The organism is Candidatus Accumulibacter necessarius (assembly GCF_036625085.1).
Genome location: NZ_JAZKUM010000002.1, coordinates 387,684 through 401,524, shown reverse-complemented (window position 1 = coordinate 401,524; position 13,841 = coordinate 387,684). Strand labels below are relative to the sequence as shown.

Genomic DNA, 13,841 nt, shown 5'->3' with positions numbered 1-13,841 from the left:
GGGTTCCTGGCTCGCTCAGCCTGTGCTAGAATCCGCCGATTCCCCCATTTTTTCAGACACATGTTGAAGCAGCGAACACTCAAGGCGGTGGTCCGTGCCGCTGGCATCGGTCTCCATTCCGGCGTCAAGGTATCCATCAGCTTGCGCCCTGCCGCCCCCGGCACGGGCATCGTCTTTCGACGGGTTGATCTTGACCCCGTGCTTGACCTGCCGGCGTCAGCGCTGCTGGTCGGCGACACTCGGATGTGCTCGTGCCTCGAGCGCAATGGGGCCAAAGTGGGCACCATTGAACACCTGATGTCGGCTTTTGCTGGCTTGGGGATCGACAACGCCTTCGTCGACCTTGATGCCGCCGAGTTGCCGATTCTGGATGGTTCGGCCTCGCCGTTCGTCTTCCTGATTCAGTCGGTCGGCATTGAAGAACAAGCAGTCGCCAAACGCTTCATCCGGGTCAAACGCCGTATCGAAGTGCGCGAAACTGACCCCGCCGGTGACAAGTGGGCGCGCCTGGAGCCCTACGATGGTTTCCGCCTGTCGTTCTCGATTGGCTTCAATCATCCGGCAATCGATCGCACGGGTCAGCAGGTGAGTATCGATTTTGCCGAGCACTCCTATGTGCGCGAGGTGGCACGGGCGCGTACCTTCGGTTTCATGCAGGAAGTGGAGTGGCTGCATGAAAATGGTCTGGCGCAGGGCGGCGGGCTGGAAAACGCCGTCGTGCTTGACGAATACCGCGTATTGAATGCCGACGGTCTGCGTTACAGCGATGAGTTCGTCAAGCACAAGGTGCTCGATGCGATTGGTGACCTTTACCTGCTGGGCCATCCGCTGCTGGCGTCATTCACCGCTCACAAATCGGGACATGCGATCAACAACCAGTTGGCCCGCAAACTGCTGGCCAACCCGGAAGCCTGGGAATACGTCAGTTTCGAAGACCACCAACTGGCACCACAGACCGTCTCCAGGTGGCTGGCGTTGCCGGCTTCCTGATCGCATGTGGCTGCTGCGCTTGCTGGCCGTCCTGACGGTACTGACTGTTGCGGGCGGCGTGGTGCTCTTCCTGTTTACGCGGGATACGCGCTATCTGCAGTTTTCCTGGCGCCTGTTTCGTTATTCGCTGGTCGTCGCACTGCTGGTTTTCGCGCTGATGATCATCGAGCGAGTGGCCGTCATTCCCGTTTAGCCGAACGCGTCAGCAGGTTTTCCAGTGCGTGGCGCAATGGCGATGCCGGCAAGGACTCGCTCAATGCGGCCAGTTCCTGGCTGGTCCTCGCGCTGAGGGGCTTCTGGGTGGGGGCCCGGGTAGGCTCATGGTTATGCCGGGCGTGTACCTTGACATGAACGCCGCTGCACTCCAGTCCACGCTTGGTCAGCTCTGTCGCCAGCGTCGGGGCCATCTGACGTAACTTGGTCGCCACCGCTCCACTGTCGGCATGAATCACCAAAACTCGCGACTTGTAGTTGGCGACGCGGCTTGCGTGCGCCAGATACGGCGGTGTCATCTCCTGATAGATGCCTGCCAACTGGACCAGAAGCCTCGCGTGCGCAAGCACCTTTCCCGCCCCTTCGGCCGCTTCAAGATAGTTCTGGAGTGAGTTCGACATCGAGTCTCAAGGCGGCGGTGACAGACGCCTGCTCTTCCCCGCGTCAGGGTTCCGCCAGTCGCCGGGACGTGGAGACGCTTTGCGCTGCCCCAGCGTTTCGCCTAACAACGCTCGTAGACCACGAAATCAAAGGTCGGGGCTTCGCCGGCCTTGCCGGCCGGCGATTGGGCTTTGCCGGCGTGGCGCGAGACTTCCCGCCACTCGGCCAGCGGCACTTCAGGGAAAAAGCTGTCGCCGGCGCGGTCCTCGGCGACTTCGGTCAGGTAGAGGCGATTGGCAAGTGGCAGCGTCTGCCGATACAGCTCGGCGCCACCGATGACGAACACCTCGCTGGCGGTCCCGGCAAGACGGATCGCCTCTGCGAGGGAACTGGCGCAAGTCGCCCCACTCGGTCGGTAGGCGGGGTTGCGGCTGACGACGATGTTGTGCCGATTCGGCAGAGGGCGAAAGGCTGCTGGCAGCGACTCCCAAGTCTTTCTCCCCATGATCACCGGCTTGCCGTGCGTCATTGCGCGAAAATGACGCATGTCTTCCGGCAGGTGCCAGAGCAGTTTCTGGTTCAGGCCAATGGCGCGGTTTCTCGCAACGACAGCGATCAGGGAGATCATCGCGAGCGATCCCGGGGCCGGCAGGGATTCCGCTTGCCGTTCACTGGCTCAGACGGCGACTGGCGCAGCGATATGGGGATGCGGATCGTAGCCTTCAAGCGTGAAGTCCTGAAAGCCGAAGCTAAACAGATTGCGTACTTCCGGGTTCAGTCGCATCGTCGGCAAGCTACGCGTCTCGCGCGTCAGTTGCAGACGCGCTTGTGCAAAGTGATTGCTGTAGAGGTGCGCATCGCCAAAGGTATGCACGAAGTGCCCCGGCCGGTAGCCGCAGACCTGTGCCAGCATCAAGGTCAACAAGGCGTATGAAGCGATGTTGAAGGGTACGCCAAGAAAGATGTCGGCACTGCGCTGGTACAACTGGCAGGAAAGCTTCGGGCGACAGTCGGGGTCAGCCGCTTCTGGCGGGGTGACATACAGCTGAAAGAAAGCGTGACAGGGTGGTAGGGCCATGCGCTCGACGTCGCCCGGGTTCCAGGCCGTCACCAGGTGTCGGCGCGAGTCGGGGTTGTTCTTCAGGTCGTCGACCAGTTGCGCGATCTGGTCGATTTCACGCCCATCGGGCGTTTTCCAGTGGCGCCATTGATGGCCGTAAACCGGACCAAGATTGCCGTTCTCGTCGGCCCACTCGTCCCAGATGCGTACGCCATTCTCCTGCAGATAGCGAATGTTCGTGTCACCCTGCAGGAACCAAAGCAGTTCGTGGATGATCGAGCGCAAGTGCAGCTTCTTGGTGGTGAGCAGGGGAAAGCCCGCGCCAAGGTCGAAACGCATCTGCCAGCCAAATACCGAACGCGTGCCCGTTCCGGTGCGGTCTGCCTTGGGGCTGCCATGTTCGAGGACATGGCGCATCAGGTCGAGATACTGCTGCATGCCTTATACCTGTTGATCCGCCAGGCAGCATTGTAAGGCATGGCGAGCAGGCCACCACACCGCCATGCTGTCGCATCGCGGCGGGGCCTGCCCCTCCTGATCGGCACTGCTTGCTCTCCTGGTTTACAATTGGTCGTCTCCCCTCGCTGTTGCGCACCAAGATTGGCTTTCAATGATCCTCAAACTGTTCCCGCAACGTCCTGATCATCCGCTGGCTGATAGCAAGGAGTTCAAGCGGATCCTCGCAGAGATCCTGGTCGACAGACCGGTCAATGCGGTCGAGGAACTGAGGGGCTGGTATCAGTCACTGAAACACGCCGAGAATTTCCGCCTTGACCACTACCTGGATGTCATTCGCCAGCTCGATGATGCCGCGCAGCCACACTTGCGTCGCCTGGAACGGGATTATCTTCACTCTCTTCACCTGTCACCGCTCGAACAACAGCGGCTGTGGACGGAGAGCTACGACTACTGGGGTGAAGTTGCCGCGCTCTATCGCTTGTGTCTGCAACGGGCTCAGCTGGATCCCAAGAGCAAGGGCACAGAGAGGTTCAAGGGCGCGCTACCCCTGGTGATGACACGCGTGCAGGCGGCACTCGGTGCGCAAGTCCGGTGGCTGGCCTATCGCTATGGGCCGGTCGGGGAAGACCTCTGGGGCAAGCTTGGCGAGACCTATCTGGCGGCTGAGGCGGCGGGTCATGCGCAGAAGCCGGTCCAGCTGTATCCCTCCGTGCGGGGGCTGAGCAGTGTTGCGCAGCATTACCTCCATAGCCTGGTATTCTTCACCTCTTCGATGGACAGCCTGCTGCCGCAGCAGATCGACCTGGCTGATCGGTTGGTCGCCCATTTCTCTCCCGGCTTCGTTTTTTCGCGCGATTGCCGGCCGGACAGCGTGTATTGGGTCGACGCGGGTGGCGGTGTTGCACCGGCTCGACTGGCCCGACGTCCGGGGGTTAGCAGGCCGTGTTTGCGTTTCTTCTCGCCAGGGCCGACGCTGACCGCACTCACCGAATTGATCCACCTTGTCGAACGCGGCGAAGTGCCGTCAGACCTCAATCTTGGAGGGGAGTATCCACCGAAGGTGTTGCTGCCGGTCCTGCACCATCTGCGCGTCTACTGGGCACTGCAGCCGCCGCAACGGCGACACCATCGCCATTCCGTCAAGACACGAATGGCTGCGCTTGATGGTTTTGACCACTGCTATGCTGTTTTCGCGGGGGCAGCCGGGCATCTGGCAGGGGAAGCCGGGGCGCAACACTGGCTGGTTGAAAATGTCAGTCTCGGGGGGTTTCGCGCTTGTCTCGACGATTCGAAAGGTGAGCGAATCAAGCTGGGCTCGCTGTTCAGCATGCAGCCGGAGGGTGGCGAAAACTGGTTGCTGGGCGTGGCGAGGCGCTTCAACCGACTTGCTGGTGGCCGCGCCGTCGTCGGTGTCCAGGTCCTTTCCCGGCAGGCGCGCAGCGTCGAGTTGCATCCACGTCGCAGCGGTTTTTCGACAGCCATTCCCGGCATCTACCTGCGTGACGGTGGCGAGCCTGGCCTGGTACGAATCGTCCTGCCGCAGGGGGGGTTCAATGTGCGAGAAAGCCTCGACTTCAACCTGGAAGGTCGGTCTTGCGTCTTGATACCAGTTGAACTGGAGGAAAGCGGCGGCGATTACGAAATTGCCCGCTTCCGCGAGCAGTCGCCTGGCTGAGGCGCCGTCGAGTCAAGCGATCGGTTTTGGCCGGAGCGCGGATTTCGGCCTGAAAGCCTTGATGACCTGATCGACTGTCTCGATGTAAGGACCGCCGATCAGGTCGATGCAATAAGGCACAGCGGCAAAGACGCCATTCACTGTCACCGTGCCATCGCCAGCCCTGACCCCCTCCAGCGTTTCCCGAATCGACTTTGGCTGCCCAGGCAGGTTGAGGATCAGTGCCTTGCCGCGGACCACGCCAACCTGACGCGAGAGGATTGCGGTTGGTACGAAGTTCAGGCTGATACGCCGCATTTCCTCACCGAAGCCTGGCATCACCTTGTCGGCGACGGCCAGGGTGGCGTCTGGAGTGACATCGCGCTGCGCGGGGCCGGTGCCACCCGTGGTCAGCACCAGATGGCAGCCGACCCGATCAACCAGCTCGATCAGAGTGGCTTCTATGGCCGCCTGGTCGTCTGCAATCAGACGGGTTTCCGTTCGCCATGGACTGCTCAGAGCCCGTGCAAACCACTCCTCCAGGGCCGGAATTCCCTGGTCCGGATAGACGCCCTGCGTGGCGCGGTCGCTGATCGACACCAGGCCGATCAGCACTTCCTCATGGGGGCTCGAGTTCATCGTCGGGATCGGCCGGGGTATCGGCGCTGTCGAGTTCCTTGAGTAACTGAAAGATAGCCCGGTAGCTGCGCGGCGGCTTGCCCTGAGCCTGCTCGAGCAGCGCTGCCCGGCGCAGGGAGCGCAGCTGCTGCAGGTCGATCGAAGGCGATCCGCTGGCGATCTCGTAGAGGACTTTCTCGTCAGCGAGCAGGTCGGCACGCAGTCGTTCGAGACGGTGCAGCCTGGCCGTGTCTTCGGCCGACTCACCGCGTACCACCGCCAGTGCCTCACGGATCGGCTCAGGGTCCACGTCGCGCATCAGTCGGCCGATGAATTGCATCTGGCGTCGTCGCGCGTCGTCGTGCCGTGTCATGCGCTGCGCTTCACGGACAGCCGCCCGCAGGTCCTCGGGGAGCTCAATCTTTCTGACCCGGTCAGCCGGCAGTGCCACCAGATCCTCGCCCAGCACCTGCAGTTCCTCCATCGCCCGCTTGCGCTGGGTTTTCGATGGCGGTGCAGATTCTTCTTCGGCGGTGCTCATGGCGTGGCGAATCGTCTTTCGCGCTGGCAGGTGAAAGTGGAAGCCCGCGCGATGGAGCAGCGGATGCCTTCCGGTGAACTGCTATGATAGCGGCTTTTTCCTCTGGCCACCGTCCTCATGTCCCGTCCAGCGACCACTCCCTTGACCGAATCGCGCTTCAGTCACCGTCTCGACACGCTGCAGGAGCTGGCGCGAGACGTCCTTGCCTATGCCGAAAAGCAGGGGGCGAGCGCTTGCGAGGTCGATGTCTCTACTGGCTTCGGTCAATCGGTCACGGTTCGCTGTGGCGAGGTCGAAACCATCGAATACAACCGTGACAAGGGGATTTCCGTTTCGGTTTACCTTGGCCAGCGAAAAGGGCACGCGAGCACCTCCGATTTTTCTGCCAGCGCCTTGCGTGAGACCGTCGATGCGGCCCTGAACATTGCCCGCTTCACCGCTGAAGATCCCTGCGCCGGCTTGCCCGATGCCGAATTGCTGGCCATCGACCTTCATCAGCAGCCGGACCTCGACCTGTACCACCCCTGGTTACTCTCGGTTGAAGCGGGCGTTGAACTCGCCCGGCGCTGTGAGCAGGCAGCGTTTGCGGTCAGCCCGCAGATCAGCAACTCGGAAGGGGCGACGGTCTCGATCCAGGAAGGACAATTCGTGTCGGCCAATAGCCTTGGCTTCGTCGGCGGCTACCCGAGCTCACGGCATTACCTGTCGTGCTCGGTGATCGCCGGCAAGAACGAAAGCATGCAGCGGGATGACTGGTATTCGGTTGCGCGCGATCCGCTGGCGATCGGCTCAGCTGAGTCGATTGGCGAGCAGGCGGCGCGGCGAGCCCTGTCGCGACTCGGCGCGTGCAAGGTCAAGACCTGCAAGGTGCCGGTGATCTTCGAGGCCCCTCTTGCCGCCTCGTTGATCGGTAACTTTGTGCACGCGGTCAGCGGCGGCAGCCTGTACCGGAAGACATCCTTTCTGGTTGATAGCCTGGGCCGGCGCGTCTTTTCGAAGAAGGTGCAGATCAGCGAGCGACCGCATCTTGCCTGTGGGCTGGCAAGCAGCCACTTCGACAGCGACGGGGTGGCGACCCACGATCGTGAAGTGCTGGTCGACGGACGGCTGCAGGGCTATTTCCTGAGTGCCTACAGCGCGCGCAAGCTGGGCATGCAGACCACCGGTAACGCTGGCGGCTGCCACAACCTCATCGTCCATCCCGGCAAGCGCGACCTGCGAGGGCTGCTGAAAAAGATGGGGCGCGGCCTGCTGGTCACCGAGTTGCTTGGTCAAGGCGTCAATTACGTGACGGGGGACTATTCGCGGGGGGCTGCCGGCTACTGGGTCGACGGGGGCGAGATCGCTCACCCGGTGGAAGGAATAACGATTGCCGGCAATCTTCGCGACATGTTCAGGAACGTCGCGGCGGTCGGCAACGACGTTCTGATTCGCGGCTCGAAGCAGGTGGGTTCGATCCTCATCGAGCAGATGAGGGTGGCCGGCGACTAGGCGGGAAAGTCGTGCAGGGCGAGCGACGGACGCCTGTTCCGGACTGGCCGGAGCGCAACTCTGCCATCGCCGGGCCCGTGCTCAGCTTCAGCGCGGGTAAATCCTCGTTTCAGGCAGGGCGGCTTTCGCTATAATCAGCGGGCAATTCGTTCACAAGAACCCTATAGGAGACAAATTGTGGAAAGACGTTCGTTTCTGAAGAATGCGGGTGTCGGCCTTGCCGCCGGCAGCGTGGCCATGCCGGCGATTGCCCAGAATGCCCCGACCATCAAGTGGCGTCTCGCGTCGAGCTTCCCGAAGAGCCTGGATACCATCTACGGGGGGGCGGAAGTGATGGCCAAGCGGGTGTCTGAGGCTACCGGCGGCAAGTTCCAGATCCAGGTCTTTGCCGGTGGGGAGATCGTTCCCGGACCGGCGGTCTTCGACGCGGTCAAGGACGGTACGGTCGAAATGGGGCATACGGTTTCCTACTATTTTTTTGGCAAGGACCCGAGTTACGCGCTGGAGACGGCAGTTCCCTTCGGCATGACCAACCGTCAGATGGACGCCTGGATGCGTTACGGCAACGGCGGCAAGCTGATGGCCGAGTTGTTCGGCAAGTCGAATATCCTGGTCATCCCCTGCGGCAACACCACGACGCAGATGGGCGGCTGGTACCGCAAGGAAATCAAGACGGTTGCCGACCTCAAGGGGCTGAAGATCCGTATCGGCGGCTTCGCCGGGGCCGTTATCAGCAAGCTGGGCGCCGTGCCGCAGCAGATTCCTGGCGGTGACATTTATCCGGCGCTCGAGAAGGGCACGATCGACGCCGCCGAATGGATCGGTCCCTACGATGACCAGAAGCTCGGTTTCAACAAGGTCGCCAAGTACTACTACTACCCGGGCTGGTGGGAGGGTGGCCCGCAGGTGTCGGCTTACGTCAATACCAAGAAATGGGCCGAACTGCCGAAGGAATACCAGGCCATTCTCCAGCTCGCCTGCGCCGACGCACACGTCGACATGGTCGCCAAGTACGATGCCAGGAACCCGACCGCGCTCAAGCAACTGGTTGGTTCGGGCACGCAGTTGAAGCAGTTCCCGAAAGAGGTCATGGACGCCTGCTACAAGGCGGCCATGGAACTTTATGCGGAAACTTCGGCGAGCAATCCCGGCTTCAAGAAGATTTACGACGACTACAAGAAGTTCATGGACGATCAGATCCTCTGGATGCGCGTGGCCGAAGGCTCTTACAACAACTACATGCACAGCAAACGATAGCTCTGCCCTGAAGGCGGGGCGGTTGTCAGTTGGCCGCTTCGCTCAGTGATGCAGGAAAGGGAACGGAGGCGCGAGCCTCCGTTCCCTTTCCTGCGAGGCTGCCCGACGACGCCGATCGTCGAGGCGCACCGCCTTCGGCTACTTCGCCTGATCCAGCTTCATCGCGTCGCGGATGGCCTTGCTGGCGTCGTCTTCGGCGTCGGCAGGCGACCCTTTCGGGCCGTCCAGCCCCGCCGGCTTCGATGGCTCGCCGTAGTCGGAAGTCGGGATTTCGATCTGCACCGAATCGAGATCGACCTTGGTGTCCTGATCGAGGCCAAAAGTCACCAGTTGAGGGAAGAAGATGAGGATCCCGACCATGATGATCTGGATGCAGACAAAGGGTATCGCTCCCCAGTAGATATCGGTGGTCTTGACCGAAGCCGGCGCCACCGAGCGCAGGTAGAAGAGGGCGAAGCCAAAAGGCGGATGCATGAACGAGGTCTGCATGTTCACCGCCAGCAGCACGCCGAACCAGATCAGGTCGATGCCCAGCGCCTGCGCGACCGGCCCGAGCAGCGGCACGACGATGAACGAGAGTTCGAAGAAGTCGAGGAAGAAGGCCAGCAGGAAGACGAGAACGTTGACCACGATCAGGAAGCCGACTTCACCCCCGGGCAGCCCGGTAAGCAGATGCTCGACCCATTTGTGGCCATCGACGCCGTAGAAGGTCAGCGAGAACACCCGCGCGCCGACGAGGATGAAAACGACGAAGGTGGTCAGTTTGGCGGTCGTTTCCATCGCCTGCCGGAGCAGGCTCCAGCTCAGGCGCTTGCGTGCCAGGGCCATGATCAGGGCGCCGGTCGCGCCCATCGCGCCACCTTCGGTCGGCGTTGCGATGCCGAGAAAGATCGTGCCGAGTACGAGAAAGATCAGGAACAGCGGTGGCAGAAGCGTGGTGAGCACACGCATCAGCAGCTTGCCGCCGTGCAGCGTCCGTGCTTCGGCCGGCAGCGCCGGCGCCCAGCGCGGCTTGACGATGGCGACCAGGATCACGTAGCCGACGTAGAATGCGGTCAGTGTCAGGCCCGGCAGGAAGGCGCCCTTGTACATGTCGCCGACTGATTTGCCGAGCTGGTCGGCCATGATGATCAGCACCAGCGACGGCGGAATGATCTGCGCCAGCGTTCCGGAGGCGGCAATGACGCCAGTGGCGAGTTTGGTGTCGTAGCCGTAGCGCAACATGATCGGCAGCGAGATCAGACCCATCGAGATGACCGAGGCGGCGACGACGCCGGTTGTCGCGGCGAGCAGTGCTCCGACGAAAATCACCGCAAAGGCCAGGCCGCCACGCAGCGGCCCGAAAAGCTGGCCAATGGTATCGAGCAGGTCCTCGGCCATGCCTGATCTTTCGAGGATCAGCCCCATGAAGGTGAAGAAGGGAATGGCCAGCAGCGTGTCGTTGTTCATGATGCCGAAAATGCGGTCCGGCAAGGCTTGGAACAATTGTGGTCCGAGCAGCCCGAGTTCGATCCCGATCAGAGCGAAGAAGATGCCGTTCGCCGCCAGCGCGAAGGACACCGGGAAGCCGATGAGCAGAAAGAGGACCATCGAAACGAAGATGATCGGCGCCATGTTGGCGATCAGGAACTCGGTCATCACAGTTCTCCCTTCTGGGCCTTGATGGCCAGCGCCAGCTCTTCTTCGGGTGTCGGCTTGTGCGCCTTTTCGGTTGGGTCGGGACACCTGCCCTGGAGAAAGCCGACTCGCTTGATCAGCTCCGAGATGCCCTGAATCACCAGCAGGAAGAAGCCGATCGGCACCAGCAGCCGCACGGGCCAGAGCGCCAGGCCGCCGGCGTTGCTCGACTGCTCGTTGTTGTGCAGCGCGAGGAGGAAGATCGGCCACGACATGTACATCACGGCAATCGCCATCGGCAGCAGGAAGAAAATGATGCCGAAGATGTCGATCCAGGTCTGCGCACGCTTCGACAGCCGACCGGCAATCAGGTCAATGCGCACATGTTCGTTACGCATCAGCGTGTAGCCGGCACCAAAGAGGAATATCGCCGAAAACAGGTACCACTGAATTTCGAGAAAGGCGTTCGAACTGTAGTTGATCGTATAGCGCATGATCGCGTTGCCGGCAGCGATCAGCGTGACGACCAGCACGAGCCAGATGATGCTCTTGCCGACCAGCTCGGTGAGCCTGTCTATCAGGCTTGAAAGCTTGAGTAAACCGTTCACGGGATATCCCTCCATAAACAACTGAAAACCTGCTCCTCCAGGACCCGATCGCTTGCGCTTTGCCTCCTTGTCGGGCAATTCACCAGGCCGTCCTGCCAAAATGATCGCGCAAAAGGCTTGCGCTGTATGCAGAGATGCCGATTATGGCACACCTTTATCTATGCGAGCGCGATTCGACGATCCGGAATCCGGCATACATTGGAAGGTAAAGCGTTTTCCAATCAGTGACATAAGTCAGCTGCAGTGATAGATTTGCGGGCTTGCCAGTTATTTTGCAGACTGGCCGGGCAAGAACGGCGGCGTGGCGTGCCCCGGTGCCGGGCAGGCCGAACGGGCCACGGTTCAAGGCCACCGCATGAACCGGGGAGCCCGGAGACCACCCTGAAAGGGAAAGCCACGTGCATGACGAACTGGCCGAGATACGCGATTTCCTGGAGCATTGTCCGCCCTTCGATGGCCTCGATATAGCCAGCCTGGCCGCGTTGACCAGGCATTTCGTGATTCGCTATCTGCGGCGTGGCGCCACCTTTCCGCCAGACGGAAACGCCTGCCTGTGGCTGCTCCGCCAGGGGGCCATCGAGTTGCGTACGGCCGACGGACAACTCGCCCGACGGATGGCCGAGGGCGACGTTCATGATGCGGCCTGCCTGCCCGACTCGCTGGAAAGACAATGGAGCGGACGCGCAGTCGAGGACACGCTGCTTTATGGCTTGCCGCAGGCTGACCTGGAAAAGCTCTGGGGAGACCACCCGGAGCTGCGCCAGCAGGCGTTCAGCGATCTCGGGCAGCGCCTGCGCCAGGCCCGGCGCGGCGCGGGTTTGCCGATCGAACGCGACCTCGGCAGCCTGCCGCTTGCCACCCTCGTTGCTCGCTCGCCGGTCTGCGCAAGGGCAACCGAGACGATTCGCGAGGCCGCCATGCGGATGACCCGCGAGCGCGTTTCGGCCCTGCTGGTGGTCGACGGAGGGCGACTCTGCGGCATCGTCACCGACCGCGACCTGCGCAGCCGCTGTCTTGCCCTCGGCCTCCCCGACAACACGCCGCTGTCGGCGATCATGACCGCCAACCCGTTCACCCTGCCGCCCGATGCGCCCGGCTTCGAAGCCGTGCTGGCGATGACTCGCCGTGGCATTCATCATCTGCCGGTCGTCGAGCACGGGCGGCTGCACGGCCTGGTCAGCAGCACCGACCTGCTGCATGCCCAGGGCGTCAGCAGCGTTCACCTGGCCGACCGCATTCGTCGAGCCGGCGACCTGGCGGAACTGGTGGCGCATGCGGCAGAACTTCCGGAGCTCTGGTTCAACCTCGCCAGACGCAGCGAGACGACGCCGGTTCTCGGGCGGATTGTGTCCGGAATCGCCGACGCGCTGGCCGGTCGCCTGCTCACCCTGGCCGAGATGCGGCGTGGTCCGCCGCCCGTGCCTTACGCCTGGATCGTCTATGGCTCGCAGGGGCGGCACGAGCTGACGTTGAACTCGGACCAGGACAACGCCCTGATCCTTGCCGATGGCTTCGACGCCAGCCATCATGGGGCCTATTTCGCCCAGCTCGCGCGCGAGGTCTGCGATGGCCTCGCTGCCTGCGGCTTCACGCATTGCCCAGGTGAGATGATGGCCAGCAATCCGCGCTGGCGCCAGTCGTTGGCCGGCTGGACCAGACTGTTCAGCGACTGGATCGAACACACTGACCGGCAGAAGGCGCGTCTTGCTTCCAATCTGTTCGATTTTCGGGTCGTTCACGGGGATGAGCAGCTGGGTCGCCCCCTGCGCCGGCAGATCGCCCGCAATTGCCCGCGGCACGACACCCTGTTCGTCCATCTGGTCGCCAACGCCTGTTCCATCCCGCCGCCGCTGGGCTTCTTCCGGCAACTGGTGGTGATCCGCGAAGGCGAGCACGAGGGCGACCTCGACATCAAGCGCCATGGCCTGCTGCCGATTGTCGACCTGGCGCGCATCCATGCCCTCGCTGCCGGGGTTCGCGAAACCGGTACCCTGCCCCGGTTGCGCGCTGCGGCGGCCGGGAGGCTGTTGAGCCAAGACGGCGCCGAGACACTGGGCGCCGCCTTCGAGTTCCTGCTCGCGCTGCGTACCCGTCATCAGAAGGAGCAACTGAGCCAGGGTCTGAGGGCAGACAACTTTGTCGCTCCGGCGAGCTTGAGCGCAGGCGACAGGCAGTCTCTGCGCGATGTCTTCCTGGCTGTTGCGAGGCAGCAGAAAGCGCTGCAGCTGGCCTTCCCGCACGCCCCCGCCCAATGATCTGCTCCGCTTTCCCGGCTGGCTACCTGTGGCTGTCCTGGCGCCGCCGCTGGCAGGCGCGTCGATTGCGCGGGCGGGCCGCTGCCGCCCCTTTGCTGGCCCAGCTCGACGCGCCGCTGGCGGATCGCAGGCAGGACTGGCGGTCTGCCCACTATCTCGCACTCGATCTCGAAACCACGGGTGGCGATCCGCAACGCGACGACATCCTGAGCTTTGGCTGGGTCTGCCTGGAAGGTCCGGAGATTCGCCTCGACAGCGCGCGGCATCGCCTGGTCCTGCCGCGCCGGGCGCTGAACGAAGCCAGCGTCACCATCCACCGGATCACCGACGATCGGGCGGCAGCAGGCGAAAAGCTGCGCAGCGTGCTGACGGATTTTCTTGCCGAGCTGCAGGACCGCGTGCTCATTGCCCATTACACGCCCACCGAGCTGCGTTTCATTGACGCCGCCTGCCGGGCCTGCTTCGGCGGCGCGTTTCTGCCACTGGTCGTCGATACCCTCGAACTTGCCCGGCGCGCCGGGCACGCTCCGGGCAGCCTTCGCCTGCCGGCACTGCGGGCCCGTCATCACCTGCCGCGCTACGCGATGCATCATGCACTTTCGGATGCGCTGGCCGCCGCCGAACTCTTTCTCGCCGAAGCCGAAGCGTTGTCCGCCCGCGGTCGGCGGACGCTCGGGGATCTCCTGCTCGACTGAAG

The 13,841-nt window shown here is 62.6% G+C and carries 14 protein-coding genes; 7 read left to right on the top strand and 7 right to left on the bottom strand.

Annotation, left to right across the window (positions count from 1 at the left end):
* The first annotated feature begins 60 nt into the window (after positions 1-60).
* Together lpxC and V5B44_RS06150 are read left to right on the top strand one after the other, a co-directional pair.
* Positions 61-990: a UDP-3-O-acyl-N-acetylglucosamine deacetylase gene (gene lpxC, locus V5B44_RS06155; protein ID WP_332358212.1), complete on the top strand. Its 930-nt coding sequence runs from the start codon at positions 61-63 to the stop codon at positions 988-990.
* Positions 991-994: 4 nt separating this feature from the next.
* On the top strand, positions 995-1,183 hold the full coding sequence (locus V5B44_RS06150) for a hypothetical protein (protein ID WP_332358211.1): 189 nt from the start codon (positions 995-997) through the stop codon (positions 1,181-1,183).
* Here the strand turns inward: V5B44_RS06150 and V5B44_RS06145 are convergent.
* The 3 genes from V5B44_RS06145 to V5B44_RS06135 all read right to left on the bottom strand — a co-directional run bounded on the left by V5B44_RS06145 (position 1,170) and on the right by V5B44_RS06135 (position 3,082).
* Entirely contained in the window at positions 1,170-1,604 is a 435-nt protein-coding gene (locus V5B44_RS06145) for a DciA family protein (protein WP_332358210.1), read from the bottom strand. The two genes, V5B44_RS06150 and V5B44_RS06145, sit on opposite strands and share 14 nt — an antisense overlap.
* 101 nt (positions 1,605-1,705) lie before the next feature.
* A complete protein-coding gene (locus V5B44_RS06140) occupies positions 1,706-2,212 on the bottom strand; it encodes a dihydrofolate reductase (protein WP_332358209.1) in 507 nt (168 codons plus the stop codon).
* Between the two features lie 48 nt (positions 2,213-2,260).
* The gene (locus V5B44_RS06135; RefSeq protein ID WP_332358208.1) at positions 2,261-3,082 is read right to left on the bottom strand and encodes a thymidylate synthase; all 822 of its coding nucleotides are present in this window, start codon (positions 3,080-3,082) and stop codon (positions 2,261-2,263) included.
* A gap of 172 nt (positions 3,083-3,254) precedes the next feature.
* Here V5B44_RS06135 and V5B44_RS06130 point away from each other — a divergent pair, with 172 nt between their 5' ends.
* Positions 3,255-4,778, top strand: coding sequence for a hypothetical protein (locus V5B44_RS06130; protein ID WP_332358207.1), 1,524 nt, complete (start codon positions 3,255-3,257; stop codon positions 4,776-4,778).
* A gap of 12 nt (positions 4,779-4,790) precedes the next feature.
* On the opposite strand, the gene mog is transcribed toward V5B44_RS06130, so the two are convergent.
* Together mog and yjgA are read right to left on the bottom strand one after the other, a co-directional pair.
* On the bottom strand, positions 4,791-5,396 hold the full coding sequence (gene mog, locus V5B44_RS06125) for a molybdopterin adenylyltransferase (RefSeq protein ID WP_332358206.1): 606 nt from the start codon (positions 5,394-5,396) through the stop codon (positions 4,791-4,793).
* Positions 5,377-5,916, bottom strand: a complete 540-nt coding sequence (gene yjgA, locus V5B44_RS06120) for a ribosome biogenesis factor YjgA (RefSeq protein WP_332358205.1) — start codon at positions 5,914-5,916, stop codon at positions 5,377-5,379. The genes mog and yjgA overlap by 20 nt, the downstream gene beginning before the upstream one ends.
* A 117-nt stretch (positions 5,917-6,033) precedes the next feature.
* On the opposite strand from yjgA, the gene pmbA reads away from it, so the two are divergent.
* Together pmbA and V5B44_RS06110 are read left to right on the top strand one after the other, a co-directional pair.
* Positions 6,034-7,407, top strand: coding sequence for a metalloprotease PmbA (pmbA, locus tag V5B44_RS06115; RefSeq protein WP_332358204.1), 1,374 nt, complete (start codon positions 6,034-6,036; stop codon positions 7,405-7,407).
* 177 nt (positions 7,408-7,584) lie between these two features.
* Positions 7,585-8,664 carry a TRAP transporter substrate-binding protein gene (locus V5B44_RS06110; protein ID WP_332358203.1) on the top strand — a complete coding sequence of 360 codons (1,080 nt, stop codon included), beginning with the start codon at positions 7,585-7,587 and terminating at the stop codon, positions 8,662-8,664.
* Positions 8,665-8,802: 138 nt separating this feature from the next.
* On the opposite strand, the gene V5B44_RS06105 is transcribed toward V5B44_RS06110, so the two are convergent.
* The gene (locus V5B44_RS06105) at positions 8,803-10,302 is read right to left on the bottom strand and encodes a TRAP transporter large permease (RefSeq protein ID WP_332358202.1); all 1,500 of its coding nucleotides are present in this window, start codon (positions 10,300-10,302) and stop codon (positions 8,803-8,805) included.
* Positions 10,302-10,889 (bottom strand): TRAP transporter small permease subunit, encoded by a 588-nt coding sequence (locus tag V5B44_RS06100; RefSeq protein WP_332358201.1) that lies wholly within the window; start codon positions 10,887-10,889, stop codon positions 10,302-10,304. The genes V5B44_RS06105 and V5B44_RS06100 overlap by 1 nt, the downstream gene beginning before the upstream one ends.
* A 398-nt stretch (positions 10,890-11,287) precedes the next feature.
* On the opposite strand from V5B44_RS06100, the gene V5B44_RS06095 reads away from it, so the two are divergent.
* Both V5B44_RS06095 and V5B44_RS06090 read left to right on the top strand, forming a co-directional pair.
* On the top strand, positions 11,288-13,144 hold the full coding sequence (locus V5B44_RS06095; protein ID WP_332358200.1) for a DUF294 nucleotidyltransferase-like domain-containing protein: 1,857 nt from the start codon (positions 11,288-11,290) through the stop codon (positions 13,142-13,144).
* Positions 13,141-13,839 carry an exonuclease domain-containing protein gene (locus V5B44_RS06090; RefSeq protein ID WP_332358199.1) on the top strand — a complete coding sequence of 233 codons (699 nt, stop codon included), beginning with the start codon at positions 13,141-13,143 and terminating at the stop codon, positions 13,837-13,839. The genes V5B44_RS06095 and V5B44_RS06090 overlap by 4 nt, the downstream gene beginning before the upstream one ends.
* Positions 13,840-13,841: the final 2 nt, after the last annotated feature.

Excerpts from the sequence above, each read along its gene's own strand:
- V5B44_RS06130 (WP_332358207.1), top strand. The coding sequence starts at position 3,255 with ATGATCCTCAAACTGTTCCCGCAACGTCCTGATCATCCGCTGGCTGAT.
- pmbA (WP_332358204.1), top strand. The coding sequence starts at position 6,034 with ATGTCCCGTCCAGCGACCACTCCCTTGACCGAATCGCGCTTCAGTCAC.
- lpxC (WP_332358212.1), top strand. The coding sequence starts at position 61 with ATGTTGAAGCAGCGAACACTCAAGGCGGTGGTCCGTGCCGCTGGCATC.
- V5B44_RS06150 (WP_332358211.1), top strand. The coding sequence starts at position 995 with ATGTGGCTGCTGCGCTTGCTGGCCGTCCTGACGGTACTGACTGTTGCG.
- V5B44_RS06140 (WP_332358209.1), bottom strand. The coding sequence starts at position 2,212 with ATGATCTCCCTGATCGCTGTCGTTGCGAGAAACCGCGCCATTGGCCTG.
- V5B44_RS06145 (WP_332358210.1), bottom strand. The coding sequence starts at position 1,604 with ATGTCGAACTCACTCCAGAACTATCTTGAAGCGGCCGAAGGGGCGGGA.
- yjgA (WP_332358205.1), bottom strand. The coding sequence starts at position 5,916 with ATGAGCACCGCCGAAGAAGAATCTGCACCGCCATCGAAAACCCAGCGC.
- mog (WP_332358206.1), bottom strand. The coding sequence starts at position 5,396 with ATGAACTCGAGCCCCCATGAGGAAGTGCTGATCGGCCTGGTGTCGATC.
- V5B44_RS06135 (WP_332358208.1), bottom strand. The coding sequence starts at position 3,082 with ATGCAGCAGTATCTCGACCTGATGCGCCATGTCCTCGAACATGGCAGC.
- V5B44_RS06105 (WP_332358202.1), bottom strand. The coding sequence starts at position 10,302 with ATGACCGAGTTCCTGATCGCCAACATGGCGCCGATCATCTTCGTTTCG.
- V5B44_RS06090 (WP_332358199.1), top strand. The coding sequence starts at position 13,141 with ATGATCTGCTCCGCTTTCCCGGCTGGCTACCTGTGGCTGTCCTGGCGC.